The sequence below is a fragment of the Streptomyces parvulus genome (genome assembly GCF_014648855.1).
GTDB classification, from domain to species: domain Bacteria; phylum Actinomycetota; class Actinomycetes; order Streptomycetales; family Streptomycetaceae; genus Streptomyces; species Streptomyces parvulus.
The window spans coordinates 312,823-330,621 of sequence record NZ_BMRX01000001.1 but is presented as its reverse complement, the minus strand read 5'-3'; the positions used below and the strand labels follow the sequence as shown (position 1 = coordinate 330,621).

Sequence of the window (17,799 nt, the reverse complement as noted above, 5' to 3'; positions counted from 1 at the left end):
GGGGGTCACGGCGGGCCAAAGGGGAGGAAGGCAGCCTTGGCCGCCCGGTACGCTGGGGTTGTTTCACGTGAAACGCGAAACACCATCCCCGATCCGCGAAGGCTGGATGAACGACGATGCATCGGTACAGGTCCCACACCTGCGGCGAGCTCCGCTCCTCTGACGTCGGTACCGACGTCCGACTGAGTGGCTGGCTGCACAATCGGCGCGACCTGGGCGGCATCCTCTTCATCGATCTGCGCGATCACCACGGCATCACCCAGCTGGTGGCCCGGCCGGGCACCGAGGCGTACGAGGCGCTGGACAAGCTGACCAAGGAATCGACCGTTCGGGTCGACGGCAAGGTCGTCTCCCGCGGCGCCGAGAACATCAACCCCGACCTGCCCACCGGCGAGGTCGAGGTCGAGGTGGGCGAGGTCGAGCTGCTCGGCGCCGCCCAGCCGCTGCCCTTCACCATCAACGCCGAGGACGGGGTCAACGAGGAGCGGCGCCTGGAGTACCGCTTCCTCGACCTGCGCCGCGAGCGCATGCACCGCAACATCATGCTGCGTACGTCGGTGATCTCCTCGATCCGCAGCAAGATGGTGGCCCTCGGCTTCAACGAGATGGCGACGCCGATCCTCACCGCGACCTCCCCCGAGGGCGCCCGCGACTTCGTCGTCCCCTCCCGCCTCCACGCGGGCCGCTTCTACGCCCTGCCGCAGGCGCCGCAGCAGTTCAAGCAGCTGCTGATGATCTCCGGCTTCGACCGGTACTTCCAGATCGCGCCCTGCTTCCGCGACGAGGACGCCCGCGCGGACCGCTCGCCGGGCGAGTTCTACCAGCTCGACGTCGAGATGAGCTTCGTCGAGCAGGAGGACGTCTTCCGCCCGATCGAGCAGCTGATGACGGAGCTGTTCGAGGAGTTCGGGGGTGGCCGCCACGTCACCTCGCCGTTCCCGCGCATCCCGTTCCGCGAGGCGATGCTGAAGTACGGCTCCGACAAGCCGGACCTGCGCGCCCAGCTGGAGCTGGTCGACATCACCGACGTCTTCGAGGGCTCGGAGTTCAAGGCCTTCGCCGGCAAGCACGTGCGCGCGCTGCCGGTGCCGGACGTCTCCGGCCAGCCGCGCAAGTTCTTCGACCAGCTCGGCGACTACGCGGTGGAGCAGGGCGCCAAGGGCCTGGCCTGGGTCCGCGTCGCCGAGGACGGCTCGCTGACCGGCCCGATCGCCAAGTTCCTCACCGAGGAGAACGTCGCCGAGCTGACCAAGCGCCTGGCGCTGGCCGCCGGGCACGCGGTGTTCTTCGGCGCGGGCGAGTTCGACGAGGTCTCCAAGATCATGGGCGCGGTCCGGGTCGAGGCCGCCAAGCGCGCCGGGCACTTCGAGGAGAACGTCTTCCGGTTCTGCTGGATCGTCGACTTCCCGATGTACGAGAAGGACGAGGAGACGGGGAAGATCGACTTCTCCCACAACCCCTTCTCGATGCCGCAGGGCGGCATGGACGCCCTGGAGAACCAGGACCCGCTGGACATCCTGGCCTGGCAGTACGACATCGTCTGCAACGGTGTCGAGCTGTCCTCCGGCGCCATCCGGAACCACGAGCCGGACATCATGATCAAGGCCTTCGAGATCGCGGGCTACGACGCCGAGACCGTCGAGCGCGAGTTCGCCGGCATGCTGCGCGCGCTGCGCTTCGGCGCCCCGCCGCACGGTGGCATCGCCCCGGGCGTGGACCGCATCGTGATGCTGCTGGCCGACGAGCCCAACATCCGCGAGACCATCGCCTTCCCGCTCAACGGCAACGCCCAGGACCTGATGATGGGCGCGCCGACGGAGCTGGACGAGTCGCGGCTGCGTGAGCTGCACCTGACGGTGCGCAAGCCGCAGCCGAAGTAGCCCGCGGCAGCTTTGCGAGGGCCCGGAACCAGGCGCTGGTTCCGGGCCCTTCGGCGTCGTCACCCGGGCGTCACGTCCGGCCCTCGTCGCGGTAGACCGGCAGGTCGTGGGTCGAGACGGTCCACTCGGCGATGGTGACGTCCTCGCCGTAGACGAAATCCTTGCGGGTGGCGTAGCGGGGGCCGCCGGGGGTGGCGTGGATGTCGCTGAGGACGGCGCCGGTCGCGGTGCGCGGGTCGAAGATCGCGTAGACCGGGATGCCGAGCAGTGGGTAGTCGCGCAGCTTGGTGATCCAGTCGTTGTCCGGATTGGAGCGGGAGACGATCTCGACGGCGGCGATGATCGTACGCGGGTCGAACGGCCCCTCTCCCTCCATGTCCGCCTCGGCGATGACCATGATGTCGGGACGGCGCAGGATCCCCTCCGGCTCCATCTCGACGTCGGGTTCGCCGGTGTGCGCCACGATCTCCTCGGGCATGACCTTCTCCAAGCGCTTGCGGAGCCGGAGAGCGGTCAGCTCGTGTGGCCGCACGGGCGACATCATGTCGAGGACGATTCCTTCTTTGGTGATCTCGAACTTGCCGGGGAGCGTGCCGTCCGTGGACTCCACGAAGTCGCGCATGACCCTGTACAGGTGGGATGCACCCTGCCGTGCGTCGTCCGGGGCGATGGTCATGGCGCTCGCTCCTCGTCGTCTGTGCCCAGGGGCAAGGATCGTCGCTCTCATGCTAGGCGGCCTCCGGGGAGCATCTCGGATCGGCAGTCGCGGCACCTGCCCGGCTCGGGCGCCCGGAAGGCGCGGTCGCAGCCGTCGCAGGTCTGGAGGGGTTGGCGGGGCCCGGGAGCTGGTGGGGCCGGTGGCCTGAACGGCGGTGGGGGCGGCAACTGGGCGGTCAGGCGGTGGGCGAGGAGGGCGGCCGGGCGGATCAGGGGCTCGTCCGGCAGGTTCGCGGTCAGGGCATGGCGTACGGCGGTCGGGGTGACCTCGCGTTCGAGCCAGGCGGCGACGCCCGGGGCCAGGTGTTCGGCGTCCGTGGCGGACAGCAGGAGGCGGGGGTCGCGGCGGCGCAGGCCGGTGAGGACTTCGGCCGCCGCCTGGAGGAGGGCGGGGGTGGTGCAGGAGGGCTGGGGGACGGCGGGGAGCAGGCGCTTGCGTGGCGCGGCCTCGTCTGGCTCCGTGCGTCGCCGGGCGGGCCTGCGCGGTGCCGTGTCGCGCGCGGCGGTGCGGTGGCCGGGCCGATTGCAGGAGACGGTGCGGGTGACGATCCGGCCCGTGGCGGTGCGCTCCCTGCTGCGGATCAGGTAGCCGTGGGCTTCGAGTTCGTTCAGCGCGGCGGCGATGCGGGTGGGGCCCTCGGGGAAGCGGGCGGCCAGGGTCTTGATGTCGACGGCGGTACCCGGACGCACGGACTGGATGTAGCAGGCCAGTCCGATGGCGAGCCCCGACAGCTCCGGGTGCTGCACCAGGTCGTTGCCGACCACCGTGAAGTTCTCGGTGTGGCGCACGTGGTCGTGGGTGACGCCGGCGAACGGCTTTTCGGCGGGGTGGTTTTTGGGCGTGAGTCGGGACTGGGCGCGCTTGGGCGCGCTAGGGTTTTTCGTATCCATCGGGAAGGGCCTTGTCTTCCTCGGTGGTCAGGCCCTCGCATTGGGATGCCAGTCCCGGCGGGGGCCGTCGCATGTCTGGGGGTGCTTTGCGGTGTGCTGCTGCCGCTGAGAGTAGGGCAGGCAACCGGTGGCATATCCAGCCCAGTTGGGCATATTCACTCGCGGGAGTGACCCGGCCCGACGGGAGGGAGGGGTGGGGTTTGGTGAGGTTCTTTCTCCCCAGTGAGTAGTGCATAGGGGGCGCAGGTCGGACCGGAGCTTGAGGCGTCAGGTTCCGGTGGATGCGGGGACGGGCCGGGTGGGATCTGTCCGGGCGTGTCCAGGCTTGTCGGGGCGTCGTTCACGGGTAGGGCGTGGCTGGTACGGGGCGGTACGACGGAGGGGCGCGCATGTCGGTGGACGGCGAGGTTCGGCAGCTCAGGACCGAGGCTGACGAGCCGGGGTGGGAGGTCGACCCGGACGACGAGTGGGGCGTGGCAGTGATCGCCACGGTGGGGCGGCAGTTGAAGCTGCGGCGCGAGGCGGTGGGGATGCGGGCCGGTGACTTCGGCCGGGCCGTGGGGTACGGCGAGGACCTCGTCTACAAGATCGAGGGCGGGAAGCGGATTCCCCGGCCCGAGTACCTGGAGCGGGCGGACGAGGTGCTGGGGGCGGGCGGACTGCTCGCTGCGATGCGGGAGGACGTGGCCAAGGTCCGGTACCCGAAGAAGGTGCGGGATCTTGCTCAGATGGAGGCGCGGGCGGTCGAGATCGGGGTGTACGAGAACAGCAACGTGGCGGGTCTGTTGCAGACCGAGGGCCATATGCGGGCGCTGTTCGGCACGTGGCTTCCCGCCTACTCGGACGAGGAGACGGAGCGCATGGTGGCCGCACGCATGGCTCGCCGCGCGATCTTCGATCGGTCACCCGCGCCGACGCTCACCTTCGTCCAGGAAGAGTCGACGCTCCGGCGGCCGGTTGGGGGCAGAATGGTGTGGCGCCGACAGCTCGAACGCCTGCTTGAGCTGGGGGAGTTGCGGAATGTGTCGATCCAGGTGATGCCGACGGAGGTCGAGGACCACTTCGGCACGGGCGGGCTCATCGAGGAGCTGAAGTTCCCGGAAGGCACGGCGGTGGGTCGCTCCGAGGGAGCGTTCAACGGCCGCCCCGTGAGCGACCCGAAGCAGATCCGCATCCTTGACCTGCGCTATAGCATGATCCGGGCCCAGGCGCTCACGCCCCGGGAATCGCGGGCGTTCATCGAGCAGATGCTTGGAGAGACATGAGCACCAGGGACGACTCCACGCTGATGTGGTTCAAGAGCAGCTACAGCAGCAGCGGCGACGGCAACTCCTGCGTCGAGATCGCCCTCACACCCCGCACCACCCACGTCCGCGACTCCAAGTACCGCGAGGCCGGGCCCCGTCTCGCGCTCGGTGCGGACGCCTGGGCGGACTTCGTGGCGTACGCCTGCGGGAGCTGACCTCCTCGGCTACCGGGCCACGAACTGGGTCAGGATGGCCTGGACCTCGTAGATGTCGACGCCCTTGGTGAAGGTCTTCTGGATGGGGACCTGGGAGCCGGAGAGCCAGATCTTCAGTTCCGCGTCGAGGTCGAAGGTGCCGGCCGTCTCGACCGCGAAGTGCGTGATGCTGCGGTACGGGACCGAGTGGTACTCCGTCTTCTTGCCGGTGATGCCCTGCTTGTCGATCAGGATCAGGCGCCGGTCGGTGAACAGGATGGTGTCGCGGATCAGCAGGTACGCGGCGTACACCTGCTCACCCTGGCCGAGCAGGCGCGCGTACTCCTGCTGGGCCTGGGCCGGGTCGATGCTGTGGGCGTTGCCGAACAGTGCCATGGGCTGGTCCCCCTCGTGATCCTCGCGGTGCGCTCGGAGTAACGGACGCACGAGGGCCCGGGAGCGGTTGCTCCCGGGCCCTCGCGCGTGGCGCTGCCTACGCGGGCTGCGGCTCGCCGCCGAAGCGCTCCTTGTACGCGTCCAGGTCGTCGTCCGTCAGCTTGGCGAAGAGGACCGGGGGGACGGTGAAGGGGGTGCCGGCCGCCACCGTCGTGAGGGCGCGGGCCTCGTCCGGGGTGATCCAGGTCGCCGTGTCCTCCTCCAGGGCGAAGGCCTGGCGCATGGCGGCCGCGGTGCCCGGGATGAACGGCTCCGAGACCACCGCGTACAGGTGGATCAGGTTCATCGCCGTGCGGAGGGTGAGCGCGGCACCGTCCTTGTCGGTCTTGATCTCCAGCCAGGGGGCCTTCTCCTCCAGGTAGGAGTTGCCGGCCGACCACAGGGCGCGCAGGGCCGCGGCGGCCTTGCGGAACTGGAGCGCCTCCATCTGCGACTCGTACTCCGCGAGGAGCGTCGCGATCTCCGTACCGAGCCGCGTCTCCGCCTCACCCGGCTCGCCGCCGGCCGGGACCGCCTCGCCGAAGCGCTTCTTCGAGAAGGACAGCACGCGGTTGACGAAGTTGCCGAGCGTGTCCGCGAGGTCCTTGTTGACCGTGGCGGTGAAGTGCTCCCAGGTGAACGACGAGTCGTCCGACTCCGGGGCGTTGGCGATGAGGAAGTACCGCCAGTAGTCGGCCGGGAGGATGTCCAGGGCCTGGTCGGTGAAGACGCCGCGCTTCTGGGACGTGGAGAACTTGCCGCCGTAGTACGTCAGCCAGTTGAAGGCCTTGACGTAGTCGACCTTCTTCCACGGCTCGCGGACGCCCAGCTCCGTGGCCGGGAACATCACCGTGTGGAACGGGACGTTGTCCTTGGCCATGAACTCCGTGTACCGGACGGTGTCGTCGGCGTCGTACCACCAGGACTTCCAGTCCCGGTTCTCCGGGTCCTGGTCCGCCCACTCCTTCGTCGCCCCGATGTACTCGATCGGCGCGTCGAACCACACGTAGAAGACCTTGCCCTCGGCCGCCAGGTCCGGCCAGGTGTCCGCCGGGACCGGGACGCCCCAGTCCAGGTCGCGGGTGATCGCGCGGTCGTGCAGGCCCTCGTTCAGCCACTTGCGGGCGATGGAGGCGGCCAGCTGCGGCCACTCCTCCTCGTGGCGGGCCACCCACTCCTCGACCTCGTGCTGGAGCTTGGACTGGAGGAGGAAGAGGTGCTTGGTCTCGCGGACCTCCAGGTCCGTCGAGCCGGAGATCGCGGAGCGCGGCTCGATCAGGTCGGTGGGGTCGAGGACCCGGGTGCAGTTCTCGCACTGGTCGCCGCGGGCCTTGTCGTAGCCGCAGTGGGGGCAGGTGCCCTCCACATAACGGTCCGGGAGGAAGCGGCCGTCGGCCGGGCTGTACACCTGGCGGATCGCGCGCTCCTCGATGAACCCGTTCTCGTTGAGCCTGCGGGCGAAGTGCTGGGTGATCTCGGTGTTCTGCGGCGAGGAGCTGCGGCCGAAGTAGTCGAAGGCGAGGGCGAAGCCGTCGTAGACCGCCTTCTGGGCGTCGTGCGCCGACGCGCAGAACTCGTCGACCGGCAGGCCCTGCTCCTTCGCGGCCAGCTCGGCGGGGGTGCCGTGCTCGTCCGTCGCGCAGATGTAGAGGACCTCGTGGCCGCGCTGGCGCAGGTACCGGGAGTAGACGTCGGCCGGGAGCATGGACCCCACCATGTTGCCCAGGTGCTTGATCCCGTTGATGTACGGAAGGGCGCTGGTGATGAGGTGTCGAGCCATCGCGGGCTGCTCCCAAGTCGCTACGTGGAGTGACGATCCTGTGATCTCGGTCGTCCGTGGAACCTTGAAATCGTAGCCGACATGGGTTGGGCCGCCTCCTTCCGTTTCAGGGAGTGGAAGGAGGCGGCCCGGGACGACCCGTCGTGGTTACGGACGCCAGGTCGCCAGTACGCCCTCGTACAGCTCCTCGTCGGTCAGCTCCTTCGGAGTCTCGCCGGCGAGGAAGTGGGACGTGTTGCCCGTTTTGAGCTTGCGGAGGTAGTCGAAGGCCTTGTTCTCCGGGTCACCGAAGGCGACGAAGGAGAAGTGGACGTCCGGGTGGTTCGCGGCGGCGTCCGTGAGGGCCTGGGTGGCCGGGGTCTTGGCGTCCGGGGCGCCGTCGGTCTGGAAGACCACCAGGGCGGGGGTGCCGGGGGCTTCCTTCTCGTGGTGGGCGAGGACGGCCTCGACGGCGGCGTGGTAGCTGGTGCGGCCCATGCGGCCGAGCGCTGCGTGCAGCTCGTCGATCTTGTTCTCGTGGTCGGTGAGGGTGAGGTCGCCGGTGCCGTCCAGCTCCGTGGAGAAGAACGTGACGTGGACCGTGGCCTCGGGGTCGAGGTGGGCGGCGAGGGCGAGGGTCTGCTCGGCCAGGGCCTGGGCGGAGCCGTCCTTGTAGTACGGGCGCATGGAGGCGGAGCGGTCGAGGACGAGGTGGACCTTGGCGCGGGTGCCGGTGAGGTCGTGGGTCTTGAGGGTGGTGGCGGCGGCCTTGTAGGCGGTGGTGAGGGCGGGGGCGCGGGATTTGATTCGCGCCGCGGGGGTGGCGGGCTTCGGAGTCGCGGGGGCCTCCGGCTCCGGGTGCGTGGTCTCCTCGGCGGGGGCCTCCGGCTCCGGGTGCGTGGTCTCCTCGGCGGGGGCCTCCGGCTCCGGGTGCGTGGTCTCCTCGGCGGGGGCCTCCGGCTCCGGGCGCGTGGTCTCCTCGGCGGGGGCCTCCGGCTCCGGGCGCGTGGTCTCCTCGGCTTCGCCTTCGGAGTCCTTGTTCCCACCCGCACCACCCGTGCGGGTTTCGTTGTCGGGTGCGGGTGGCCCCTGTGGGGCGTCCTCGCCGTCGGCGGCTGCGGGGGTCGAGGGCTCGGCCTTCGCCTTCGGCTCGGCCTTCGGTTCGGCGTTCGTCTCCGGCTCTGCCTTCGCCTTCGGCTCTGCCTCGGGCTCCGGGGTGGGCTCCGGTTCGGGCTTCGCGTCCGCCTTCGGCTTCGCCTCGGGCTCGGGCTTCGCCTCGGCCTCCGGCTTCGGGTCCGGGGTCGGGGCCGGGGTCGGCTTTGGGACGTTGATGTTGGTGAAGGCTGCCTTCACCAGGTCGTGTTCGTCGGGGGTGGGTTCCGAGCGGGGCTCGGGGACCTGGGTGGTGGGGGGCTCCGCGGGTGCGGTGGGCTGGGACGGGAGCTTCGGCTCCGGCGCGGTGGCCGGCGGTGCCGTCTCCTGCGTCGCACCCTCCGCCGGGGCGGTCTGTTCCTTGCGTGACCGGCCGAACGCGTTCCGCAGGAGAGTGAGAATGCCCATGTGCGCAACCCTTCGGGTGAGTTGATGCCCGTCAATCCCTGGCCAGGACGGACACGTAAGGTTAGCGGTCCCGACTTGTGATCTTGTGCAGGGTCTGCCACGAAAGCACGGGCGCGTCAAGGTGTGATCGAGACGCCGCGGCAATTCCCCTCCGGCTTCCGGGGGTTCACCCTTCGTTCACCGCGCCGCCCGGCTCCCGCACGTATGTGCACCTACGGTCGCGCTGACACCAAGGGCATCCAAGGGTTTCTCAGGGGAGAACACAGTGCGCAAGCTGCTGCCGTTGATCGGGACACCGTCGTCCGGCTCGCACCCGGGGGGCCGGTCCGCCATGACCTGTCGCTTCCGGTGTGGTGACGCCTGCTTCCACGAGGTGCCGAACACCAGCGCCAACGAGTACGTCGGCGACGTGATCGCGGGCGCGCTCAGCCGCCGTTCCATGATGCGCGCCGCGGCCGTGGTCACCGTCGCCGCGGCGGGCGCCGGGGCCGTGGGTGTGGCCGGGGCGCCGTCGGCGCAGGCCGCGCCGGCGGCCGGGCACGGGCACGGCCACGGGCACCACCCGAAACCGCAGGGTGCGCGCGGGCTGCGGTTCACGCCCGTCGCACCCAACAAGGACGACAAGGTCACCGTTCCGGAGGGTTACCGCCAGGACGTCGTGATCCGTTGGGGTGAACCCATCCTGCGCGGGGCGCCCGCCTTCGACCCGGAGAAGCAGACCGCGAAGGCGCAGGCGGGTCAGTTCGGCTACAACAACGACTTCCTCGCGCTGCTGCCGCTGCGGGGCGAGCGCGACCGGCAGGTGCTGGTCGCCAACCACGAGTACACCGACGAGATCCTCATGTTCCGGGGCTACGACCCCGAGAACCCGACGCGCGAGCAGGTCGAGATCGCCTGGGCCGCGCACGGGCTGTCCGTCGTCGCCGTGGAGGAGGAGAGGCGGAGCGGGCGGCTGACGCCCGTCTCGCGGCACCGGCTCAACCGGCGCGTCACCGCCACCACCGAGTTCCGGCTGACCGGGCCCGCCGCCGGGTCCGACCTCGTGAAGACCTCCGTCGACCGCTCCGGGCGCAAGGTGCTCGGCACCCTCAACAACTGCTCCGGCGGCACCACCCCGTGGGGCACGACCCTGCACGGCGAGGAGAACTTCAACCAGTACTTCGCCAACAGCGGCCGCGACACCGACAAGCGGTACGGGATCGGGACCGGGGCCACCGAGCGCAAGTGGGAGCGGTTCGACAAGCGGTTCGACGTGGCCAAGGAGCCCAACGAGGTGCACCGCTTCGGGTACGTCGTCGAGCTGGACCCGTACGACCCCGAGTCCACGCCGCGCAAGCACACGCTCCTCGGCCGCTTCAAGCACGAGGCCGCCACCGTGCGGCTGACCTGGGACGGCCGTCCGGTCGTCTACACCGGCGACGACGAGCGGTTCGACTACTTCTACAAGTTCGTCGGCAGCAAGCGGATGCGGCACGGCGGCAGCCGCTCGGCGCGCGAGCACAACCTGTCGCTGCTCGACGAGGGCACCCTGTACGTCGCCAAGCTGAGCGGCGACTCCCCGGCGATCGAGATCGACGGCACGGGCAAGCTGCCGCGCGACGGCGAGTTCGACGGCAGCGGTCACTGGATTCCGCTGGTCACCGCGACCGAGGACGGCGCCGTCTCGCACGTCGAGGGCATGAGCGCCGAGGAGGTCTGCGTCTTCACCCGGCTCGCGGGCGACAAGGTCGGCGCCACCAAGATGGACCGGCCCGAGGACATCGAGCCGTCGCCGCAGACCGGCAAGGTGTACGTCGCGCTCACCAACAACACCAACCGCGGTGTCGGCTCCAACGCCAAGCCGGACGAGGCCAACCCGCGCAACGCCAACAAGCACGGGCACGTCCTGGAGCTGACCGAGCGCTGGAACCGGGCCGACGCCACCAGCTTCGCCTGGTCGCTGTTCCTGGTCGCGGGCGACCCGGAGGACCCGGCGACGTACTTCGCGGGCTTCCCGAAGGAGCGGGTCAGCCCGATCTCCTGCCCGGACAACGTGGCCTTCGACGACCACGGCAACCTGTGGATCTCCACGGACGGCAACGCGCTCGGCACCCACGACGGCCTCTTCGGCGTCGCGACCAGGGGCGACCGGCGCGGTGAGCTGAAGCAGTTCCTGACCGTGCCGACCGGTGCGGAGACCTGCGGCCCGCTGGTCCAGGACCGGCGCGTGCTGGTCGCCGTGCAGCACCCGGGCGAGGTCGACGGCGCCTCCGTGGAGAAGCCGGCCTCCACCTGGCCCGACGGGCCGGGCAAGATCGTGCGCCCGGCGGTCGTGGCCGTGTGGCGCGCGGACGGCGAGGACATCGGCGTCTGAGTCCCACCGCGCCGTGCGGGGCCCGGCGTCAGCGGGCCCCGTGCAGCGTGAGGTCGACGACCAGCGCGCGGTGGTCGGTGTCCGCCAGGTCCAGGAACCGGGCGCCGCGCGCGGCGAAGTCCTCCGACACGAGGACGTGGTCGATCTGCACGCCGAAGGCCGGGCTGGTCCGGGCGGGCCAGCTGGCCGTGCGGTCCGCCCCGGACAGCCGGGCGGCGTCGCTCAGCCCGGTGTCGAGGATGCGGCGGAAGGCGGCGTGGTCCTGGGAGGCGTTGAAGTCCCCGGCCACCACGGTGGGCGTCCCGCCGTCCCCGGCGACGGCGTCCCGCAGCGCGTCCAGCTCGCCGCGCCACAGGCCGACCTGGTCCGGCAGTGGCGGCATCGGGTGGGCGAGCTGGAGCCGTACCGGGTGTCCGTTCACGTCGGCCACGGCGCCCGGCATGCCCATGGTGGCGGGGACGCCGTCGGCGGCCCGGAGGGGGAAGGTGCTCAGGATGACCGACCCCTCGGAGCCGCCGCCCTCGACCGCCCGGCGGTGCGGGAAGTCCGCGGCCAGCTCGCGGCGCAGGGTGGCGTCGCAGGTGTATTCGCACTCCTGTACGAAGACTACGTCGGGTCGTTCCTCCCGTACGGCCGCGACCAGCGCGTCGGTGCCCTGCCCGAACTCGACGTTCGAGGTCAGCACCCGCAGCTCGGCCAGGGGCGGCCCGGCGGGGTCGGCGGTCCTGCCGTACGGCTCGATGAACCAGGCCAGCAGCCCGAGCAGCGCGACGCCCCACACCGCGCCGGTCCACCACCGCGCGAGCAGCGACAGCAGCAGTCCGGCAGCGGTCGGCACGAGCAGCCAGGGCAGGAAGGCCAGCAGCTGCGGTACGGGTGTGACCCCGTCGGTGTCCGCGGCACGGCAGCCGACGACCACGCTCACCAGGGCGAACAGCAGCGCCGCGCACCAGGCGCCGAAACGCCGCCGGCCCGGCCGGCCGGGGGGGCGGGCCCACTCGCCGGCCGCCGTGCCGGTGCCCGTGTCCGTGTCCAACGTGCCGGCCCTCCGCTCGCGGGTGCGATGCCCGAATCCTCCCTCAAGGACGAGCACCGCGGACCGGAAGTTGCGCGCCGGGCCTACACGGCGGCGTGGAACTCCCGCACGACCTCGATGCGGCCCACGATGTGCCGGTTGAACTCCGCCAGCTCCTCCGCCGGGACCCACAGCTCCAGGATCGTCTCGCCGCCCGCCCGGCGCACGGGATAGCGCTCCAGGAACGCGGTGTCGACCTCGAACCGGGTGACGTAGCCGGAGCCGGACGCGGGGACGTTCCAGTCGCGGGCGATGCGGACGGCGTAGTCCTCGTTGAGGACGGGGTAAAAGATCGGCTGCTCGGGCAGGCGCGGGGGCCAGGCCGTCCAGCCGGCGGCCGCCACCAGCGCCAGCTCCTCGGGGCCGGTGGGGCGCCACAGGGTCGTCGTCTCGGGCATGAGCGGTGACGGTAGTCGCCGGGGGGCCTGAGCCGCCAAGGGGTTTCAGAGGTGGGTGCGGGTCGGGCTCGGGGGCGTGGGGGTGGTGGGTGTGGTTGGGTTGCGGCGGTGGAGGAGGTCGCGGAGGCGGGCGGTGAGCCAGGAGGCCAGGGCCACGGTGAGGCCGAGGCCGACGAGCAGCCAGGACGCCGTGCGCAGCGTCTCGGTGAGGGCGTCGTAGACGGCGCCCGCGGCCGGGCCGTCCACCGGGCCGGGGAGGTCCGTGACGGTGAGCCGGCGGCCGACCACGACGGCGACGGCGAGCAGGGCGCCGCCCAGCGCGGTGCCGATCCCGGCGGCCGTCAGCGCGTGGCGGCGGCAGGCGGCGACCGCGATGCCGCCGAGCGCGAAGAGGACCGCCGCGAGGGGCAGCCAGAAGGCGGCGACGTCGAGCACGTGGTAGCCCTTCCTGAGCCGGTCCGCGTCACGGGCCGGGAGCACGGTGACCGCGGTGTGCCGCACCGGGATGCGCCGGGCGAACGGCACGTGGTCCCGCGCCAGCCGTTCCCGGACCCGGGCGGTGACCGGCGCCAGGTCGACGGTGACCGGGCGTCCGCTCGCCGCGTCGTCGCGCAGGGCGCGCAGGACGGCCTCGTGGACGGTGCGGTTGGCGGCGGTCCAGCCCACGCGGAAGGCCTCGGTCCGGGCGAAGGAGCGGGCCGCGTCCCGTACGAAGAGCCGCACCGCGCCGTTGCCGGGACCGGCGGCGACCTCGTCGGCCAGCCCGGCGCCCAGCGTGTCGGCGACCGTGTCCCGCACGTTCGGGTCGTCGGCGAGCGGCGCCATGGCGGCGACGTAGCGGCCGGTGTCGGCGAGCCCGTACGCGGCCCAGCCCGCCAGCACGCCGCACGGGGCGAGCAGGCAGGCGAGGCAGATCAGTACGGCCGACAGGCCGCTCCTCAGTCGCGGGGCCACCCTTCAAGGCAAGCCGCGCCGGCCGCTCCGGGCGACCGGCGTGACTGCATATGGCCCCGTATCCGCCCCCCGCGCGGCGGTCCGGTCAGGTCGTGCGGTGGCGGGCCGCCCGCGCCTGCTCGGCGTCCTCGTGCGTGTAGTAGCGGTACATCAGGGATCCCGTCACCGCCGCCGCCAGCAGCAGGGACACCAGGATGGACGTGAACATGGCCACGCCGCTGCCGGAGTACAGGAACCCCAGCGCGCTGCCCGCGAACGCTCCCCACAGCACCGCGTGGGCCTCCCGGGGCAGCCGCGCGGCCACCTCGCGGACCGCGACGAAGAGCACGAAGAACACGAGCACGCTCAGGAAGCCGACCAGCAGGTTCCAGCCGGTGATGGGACCGCCGTGGCGGCGGACGGACGCGACCCAGTACCCGTAGACCAGGCCGATCGCGAGCGGCATCGCCCACTTCGCCAGCAGGTGGGTCCGCGCGCCGTAGACGTCCGGCAGCGTGCTCCCGCGCCTGCTGCCCGGACCCTTGGACGTGCCGCGTGTCGGTACCGCGTGAGCCATGAGAGCACTCCTCTCGCCTCGCCCCGACTTCCAGGGCACACCTGGGCGGGCCGGGCGGCAAGTCAGGATGCGGGCCGGCGGGGGGCGTGCTTCGCTTGCCCCTGTGAGGGGTCGCGTGCGCAGGCCGGTGCGTGGCCGGTGGAAGTGGGGACGGCTGGCCCACGCGGCCGGCCGCGGCGACGTGGTGTCGCGGAACGAACTCCTCAGCGTGCACGGCCACAGCGTCGCCTGGCTGATCCCGCTGGTGCTGCTCGGCGGCGTCGCCGCGGCCGACATCACGACCGGCATCTTCCAGATCATCGCCTGGACCGTGCTCGTCCCCGGCGTCGCCGCGGCCATCTGCTCGGTGCGGGTCACGGCCGTGTTCGCGGTCCTGGCGGTCGGCGTCTACCTGCTCGCCGACCTGGTGTGGAAGCACCGCGACGAGACCGGACTGCCGGGCCTGCTGCTCGTCGTCGTCGGCGGCGGGGTCGCGGTGGTGGCGGCGGCGGTCCGGGTCGGCGGGGAGCGGCGCATGCTGCACATGCGGGACATCGCGGAGACCACGCGCCGCACCGTGCTGCGCCCGCTGCCGGCCGGCTTCGGCGGCCTGGAGCACGGCGCCGTCTACCTCTCCGCGGACAGCGAGGCCCGCGTCGGCGGCGACTTCTACGACATCCAGCCCGGCCCGCACGGCACCCGCGTCCTCCTCGGCGACGTCCAGGGCAAGGGCCTGGGCGCGGTGGACGCGGCCGCCGCGCTGCTCGGCACCTTCCGGGAGGCCGCCTTCCACGAGCCGGACCTCGCCGTGGTCGCCGGGCACCTGGAGATGCGGATGCTGCGGCACCGGGCGCACACGGCCGCCCTCGGCCGCGCGGACGGCGACCGGTTCGCCACGGCCGTGCTCGTCGGCTTCCGCCGCGACCTGCCCGAGGCCGTGGAGGTCGTCGTCTTCGGCCACGAGCCGCCCCTGGCGGTCGGCCCCCGCGGGGTGCGGTCGCTGCCGGTCGGGGGCGGACTGCCGCTGGGCATGAGCGACCTCGCCCCCGGCCCCGTGGTGTCGCTCAGCCGGACCGCGCTCGCGGACGACGAGTCGCTGCTGCTGGTCACCGACGGGGTCACCGAGGCCCGTGACCCCGAGGGGCGCTTCTACCGGCACGGTGACGCCGTCGCCCACGCGGTCGAGACCGACGCCGCGAACGCCGCGCCGCAGCGGCTGGTGACCCTGGTCCGGGACGGCACGCTGCGGCACTGCCGGGGGCGGCTCGCCGACGACACCACCGTCTTCGCGGTACGCCGGGAGGGGCTGCCCCCGAAGTGGCCCTGAAGGACCCGCTTCGCGGTCGCAGCGGTTACGGTGCTGCCGTACGTGATCGACAGGGGGAGGGGACATGCCCGGAACCGTGCTGCTGCTCGCGGCGTCGCCCGTGGGCAGGGGGTGCCTGGTGGACGCCGCCTCCGTGCTCCCCGTCCTCGCGGCCGTGCCGCCCGCGGTGCTCTCCGGCACCGACACGGCGAACGTCGTCGAACTCGCCGACCCGCTGGAACCGCAGGCCGTCCTCACCCGGCTGCGCGCCGCGGCCGCGGCCCCGGGACCGCTGACCGTCTACATCGCCGGGCAGCTCCAGCTGGACCGGCGCCAGCGCCTGCCGCACCTGGCGCTGGCCCGCACCACCCCGGCCACCGTCCGCTACACCGCCCTGCCCTGGCACTGGATCCGCGAGGAGCTGCGGCTGCGCCCGAGCGGTGCGACGACGCTGCTGCTCGACCTGCACGCCGACCGCGAGACCTGGCAGTGGCTGCGGACGGGCGGCCCGCACGGGCTGGACTGCGGGCGCGGCAACGCCGTCTACGGTCGCGTCGCGCCGCCCCCCGCGCGGCGGACCCTCGCGATCCCCTCGTACATGCGGGCCCTGGCCACGATCCTGCGCAGCGGGCACCGGCCGCCCCCCGACGAGCTGCACCGGCGGGCGCTGGCCCGTGCGGCGGCCGACGCCGCGGGGGAGGGCGTGGTGGCCGGCGCGGACCTGGTGCTGACGGCGCCGGGACCGGCCGCGGGCGACCCGCACGCCGTCATCGCCGCCGCCGTGCAGGCCGGCCGGCACCCGGACGCGGACGCCCTCGCCGCCCGGCACGAGGGGACCGCCGCCCACGCCCACGGGCCCGCCTCCGAGGAGGCACTGCACTGGACGGAGGTCCGGGCCGACCTCGCGATGTTCGCGGGCGACCCGGTGCGCAGCTGCCGCGCCTGGCTGACGGTGGCCGAGGCCCGGCTGGGCGCGGGCCAGCCCCCGCACTCGCCCGCGGTGGAGGCGGCCGTCGACCGCGCCCACCACCAGTGGGGCAGGGTGCGCGACCCCGGCCCGGCCCGCGAACTGGGCGCGGCCCTCGCCGCCCTGCGCGGCCGGGTGCCGGGCAGCCGCGAGGGCGCCCTGGACCACGTACGGCGGGAGATGAACCGGTTGCAGGCTCAGGTCTGAGAGCGCCCTAGGCGGGTCCGGCCTTCGCGCGGGTGCGGCGGCCCGTTTCCAGGATGCCGTTGATGATCTGGGTGTGCCGGCCCTTGAGCGCGGCGACGGGGACCTCGATCTTCTGGTGGACCTCGTGCTCGCTCTGGCGTTCCTTCACGCTGTCCTTCTCGTGCCAGCGCAGGTCCTGCCCGCCGGCCTCGATGTAGTCGATGTCCGGGACCGTCTGGAGCACGACGCGCTTGCCGGTGTTCGGATCGGGAAGCTCGATCCAGAAGTGGTCGGGGACGGCCAGCTTGCCCGTCATCTTGTAGTTGCAGACGATCCAGCCCGCCGGATTCCCCTCGGCGACCTCCAGTCCGTTGGACCGCACGAAGCCCTGCACCGCCCGGTGCATCAGCGGCAGGATCGCCCCTTCATCGTGCTTCTCGTCGATCTTGAAGGGGTCGAAGGCCATCCCGGCGGCCGTGATGTCGTTGCGCAGCTGGTCCAGGTCCTGCCTGACGGCCGGGGCGATCTGGCCGAGGGTGGCAGGTTCGCCCATGCTGGTCAGGTACTCCCAGCAGTCGCCGTGGGAGATCCCGCTGCCCTCCGAGGCGGCGCGGACCGCCCACTCCCAGCAGGCGGCCTCCTTCTGGTCCTTGGGCAGCTTGCGGCCCTTGCCGCCCTTGTAGGTGTCCTCGTGGCCGAGCGGCTGCGCGATCATGCTGACCGCCTCGGGATTGATCTCGTTCCCGGTGCTCTCCTCGTGGCCGCGCTTCGGCGCCCGCTGCACGGTCGCCCCGTGCTGCGCGCCGGGATGCCCGGACCTGCGGAGCGATTCCGTGACGGCTTCGTTGCCCGCGCTCTCCTGGAGACCCAGCATCCGGGCGTCTCTCGAATCCCGCGCGGGGCGGCGGAGCGCCTGCCGCTGGAGGGCGGCAGCCTCCCGGTCGGTGTCTCGGTCGCGGTGTGCCCGCACGCTGGCTCCTTTCCTGACCCGGACCCCGTCCGGGCTTGACCCATCTGTTTATCGGCGCACGGCGGCGCGGGGGAGCGGTGGACGGGCAGGGTCCCGGGCCGCGGGGGCAGAGTGCGGCGCCCCCGGTGCTGCCCGGACGTCCCTCAGCGGTCCGCGGAGGCCACGCCCTCCAGTCGCGGGGCGGTCTCCCCCACGGGGGCCGGGGAGCCGGCCGTGGACGTCGGGCCGGCGTTCGCGGCCAGCAGGAGGCAGGCCACGGCGGCGAGGGCGGCGGCGAGGGCCCTGGCGTAGCGTTCGGCGGTGCGGGTGGGTGCGGGCACGGCGTCCTCTGCGGGATCCGGGGGATTGTGCCAAGCGCTGTTAAGCACGCTT

General features: G+C 72.2%; 17 protein-coding genes. 6 read left to right on the top strand and 11 right to left on the bottom strand.

What is annotated here, in order from left to right; all coding sequences use genetic code 11:
- The first annotated feature begins 116 nt into the window (after positions 1-116).
- Complete coding sequence (gene aspS / locus IE108_RS01575; RefSeq protein ID WP_064728885.1) at positions 117-1,880, top strand: aspartate--tRNA ligase; 1,764 nt, start codon at positions 117-119, stop codon at positions 1,878-1,880.
- A gap of 70 nt (positions 1,881-1,950) precedes the next feature.
- On the opposite strand, the gene IE108_RS01570 is transcribed toward aspS, so the two are convergent.
- Together IE108_RS01570 and IE108_RS01565 are read right to left on the bottom strand one after the other, a co-directional pair.
- Positions 1,951-2,556 (bottom strand): Uma2 family endonuclease, encoded by a 606-nt coding sequence (locus IE108_RS01570; RefSeq protein ID WP_064728886.1) that lies wholly within the window; start codon positions 2,554-2,556, stop codon positions 1,951-1,953.
- Positions 2,557-2,603: 47 nt separating this feature from the next.
- A complete protein-coding gene (locus tag IE108_RS01565; RefSeq protein ID WP_064728887.1) occupies positions 2,604-3,488 on the bottom strand; it encodes a helix-turn-helix domain-containing protein in 885 nt (294 codons plus the stop codon).
- A gap of 389 nt (positions 3,489-3,877) precedes the next feature.
- Here IE108_RS01565 and IE108_RS01560 point away from each other — a divergent pair, with 389 nt between their 5' ends.
- Both IE108_RS01560 and IE108_RS01555 read left to right on the top strand, forming a co-directional pair.
- On the top strand, positions 3,878-4,753 hold the full coding sequence (locus tag IE108_RS01560; protein WP_064728888.1) for a helix-turn-helix domain-containing protein: 876 nt from the start codon (positions 3,878-3,880) through the stop codon (positions 4,751-4,753).
- Positions 4,750-4,950 carry a DUF397 domain-containing protein gene (locus IE108_RS01555; protein WP_064728889.1) on the top strand — a complete coding sequence of 67 codons (201 nt, stop codon included), beginning with the start codon at positions 4,750-4,752 and terminating at the stop codon, positions 4,948-4,950. The genes IE108_RS01560 and IE108_RS01555 overlap by 4 nt, the downstream gene beginning before the upstream one ends.
- Before the next feature lie 9 nt (positions 4,951-4,959).
- On the opposite strand, the gene IE108_RS01550 is transcribed toward IE108_RS01555, so the two are convergent.
- The 3 genes from IE108_RS01550 to IE108_RS01540 all read right to left on the bottom strand — a co-directional run bounded on the left by IE108_RS01550 (position 4,960) and on the right by IE108_RS01540 (position 8,683).
- Positions 4,960-5,325 (bottom strand): PH domain-containing protein, encoded by a 366-nt coding sequence (locus IE108_RS01550; protein WP_064728890.1) that lies wholly within the window; start codon positions 5,323-5,325, stop codon positions 4,960-4,962.
- A gap of 97 nt (positions 5,326-5,422) precedes the next feature.
- On the bottom strand, positions 5,423-7,144 hold the full coding sequence (gene metG / locus IE108_RS01545) for a methionine--tRNA ligase (protein WP_064728891.1): 1,722 nt from the start codon (positions 7,142-7,144) through the stop codon (positions 5,423-5,425).
- A gap of 147 nt (positions 7,145-7,291) precedes the next feature.
- Positions 7,292-8,683, bottom strand: a complete 1,392-nt coding sequence (locus IE108_RS01540) for a VWA domain-containing protein (protein WP_064728892.1) — start codon at positions 8,681-8,683, stop codon at positions 7,292-7,294.
- 265 nt (positions 8,684-8,948) lie between these two features.
- On the opposite strand from IE108_RS01540, the gene IE108_RS01535 reads away from it, so the two are divergent.
- A complete protein-coding gene (locus IE108_RS01535; RefSeq protein ID WP_064728893.1) occupies positions 8,949-11,036 on the top strand; it encodes a PhoX family protein in 2,088 nt (695 codons plus the stop codon).
- Between the two features lie 28 nt (positions 11,037-11,064).
- Here the strand turns inward: IE108_RS01535 and IE108_RS01530 are convergent, their stop codons facing one another.
- The 4 genes from IE108_RS01530 to IE108_RS01515 all read right to left on the bottom strand — a co-directional run bounded on the left by IE108_RS01530 (position 11,065) and on the right by IE108_RS01515 (position 14,019).
- The gene (locus IE108_RS01530) at positions 11,065-12,072 is read right to left on the bottom strand and encodes an endonuclease/exonuclease/phosphatase family protein (RefSeq protein ID WP_064728894.1); all 1,008 of its coding nucleotides are present in this window, start codon (positions 12,070-12,072) and stop codon (positions 11,065-11,067) included.
- Positions 12,073-12,155: 83 nt separating this feature from the next.
- Positions 12,156-12,509, bottom strand: a complete 354-nt coding sequence (locus tag IE108_RS01525) for a hypothetical protein (protein ID WP_064728895.1) — start codon at positions 12,507-12,509, stop codon at positions 12,156-12,158.
- A gap of 45 nt (positions 12,510-12,554) precedes the next feature.
- A complete protein-coding gene (locus IE108_RS01520; RefSeq protein ID WP_064728896.1) occupies positions 12,555-13,463 on the bottom strand; it encodes a hypothetical protein in 909 nt (302 codons plus the stop codon).
- A gap of 85 nt (positions 13,464-13,548) precedes the next feature.
- Positions 13,549-14,019, bottom strand: coding sequence for a hypothetical protein (locus IE108_RS01515; RefSeq protein WP_064728897.1), 471 nt, complete (start codon positions 14,017-14,019; stop codon positions 13,549-13,551).
- Between the two features lie 115 nt (positions 14,020-14,134).
- On the opposite strand from IE108_RS01515, the gene IE108_RS01510 reads away from it, so the two are divergent.
- Both IE108_RS01510 and IE108_RS01505 read left to right on the top strand, forming a co-directional pair.
- Positions 14,135-15,325, top strand: a complete 1,191-nt coding sequence (locus IE108_RS01510; protein ID WP_064728898.1) for a PP2C family protein-serine/threonine phosphatase — start codon at positions 14,135-14,137, stop codon at positions 15,323-15,325.
- Positions 15,326-15,389: 64 nt separating this feature from the next.
- Complete coding sequence (locus IE108_RS01505; protein ID WP_064728899.1) at positions 15,390-16,478, top strand: hypothetical protein; 1,089 nt, start codon at positions 15,390-15,392, stop codon at positions 16,476-16,478.
- A gap of 7 nt (positions 16,479-16,485) precedes the next feature.
- Here the strand turns inward: IE108_RS01505 and IE108_RS01500 are convergent, their stop codons facing one another.
- Together IE108_RS01500 and IE108_RS01495 are read right to left on the bottom strand one after the other, a co-directional pair.
- Positions 16,486-17,427: a hypothetical protein gene (locus IE108_RS01500; RefSeq protein WP_064728900.1), complete on the bottom strand. Its 942-nt coding sequence runs from the start codon at positions 17,425-17,427 to the stop codon at positions 16,486-16,488.
- 143 nt (positions 17,428-17,570) lie between these two features.
- A complete protein-coding gene (locus tag IE108_RS01495; protein WP_189397554.1) occupies positions 17,571-17,747 on the bottom strand; it encodes a hypothetical protein in 177 nt (58 codons plus the stop codon).
- Between the last annotated feature and the right edge of the window lie 52 nt (positions 17,748-17,799).

What these genes read in the sequence shown, in the direction of transcription:
- IE108_RS01555 (WP_064728889.1), top strand. Translation starts at nt 4,750, where the DNA reads ATGAGCACCAGGGACGACTCCACGCTGATGTGGTTCAAGAGCAGCTAC.
- IE108_RS01565 (WP_064728887.1), bottom strand. Translation starts at nt 3,488, where the DNA reads ATGGATACGAAAAACCCTAGCGCGCCCAAGCGCGCCCAGTCCCGACTC.
- IE108_RS01505 (WP_064728899.1), top strand. Translation starts at nt 15,390, where the DNA reads ATGCCCGGAACCGTGCTGCTGCTCGCGGCGTCGCCCGTGGGCAGGGGG.
- metG (WP_064728891.1), bottom strand. Translation starts at nt 7,144, where the DNA reads ATGGCTCGACACCTCATCACCAGCGCCCTTCCGTACATCAACGGGATC.
- aspS (WP_064728885.1), top strand. Translation starts at nt 117, where the DNA reads ATGCATCGGTACAGGTCCCACACCTGCGGCGAGCTCCGCTCCTCTGAC.
- IE108_RS01540 (WP_064728892.1), bottom strand. Translation starts at nt 8,683, where the DNA reads ATGGGCATTCTCACTCTCCTGCGGAACGCGTTCGGCCGGTCACGCAAG.
- IE108_RS01515 (WP_064728897.1), bottom strand. Translation starts at nt 14,019, where the DNA reads ATGGCTCACGCGGTACCGACACGCGGCACGTCCAAGGGTCCGGGCAGC.
- IE108_RS01560 (WP_064728888.1), top strand. Translation starts at nt 3,878, where the DNA reads ATGTCGGTGGACGGCGAGGTTCGGCAGCTCAGGACCGAGGCTGACGAG.
- IE108_RS01570 (WP_064728886.1), bottom strand. Translation starts at nt 2,556, where the DNA reads ATGACCATCGCCCCGGACGACGCACGGCAGGGTGCATCCCACCTGTAC.
- IE108_RS01525 (WP_064728895.1), bottom strand. Translation starts at nt 12,509, where the DNA reads ATGCCCGAGACGACGACCCTGTGGCGCCCCACCGGCCCCGAGGAGCTG.
- IE108_RS01550 (WP_064728890.1), bottom strand. Translation starts at nt 5,325, where the DNA reads ATGGCACTGTTCGGCAACGCCCACAGCATCGACCCGGCCCAGGCCCAG.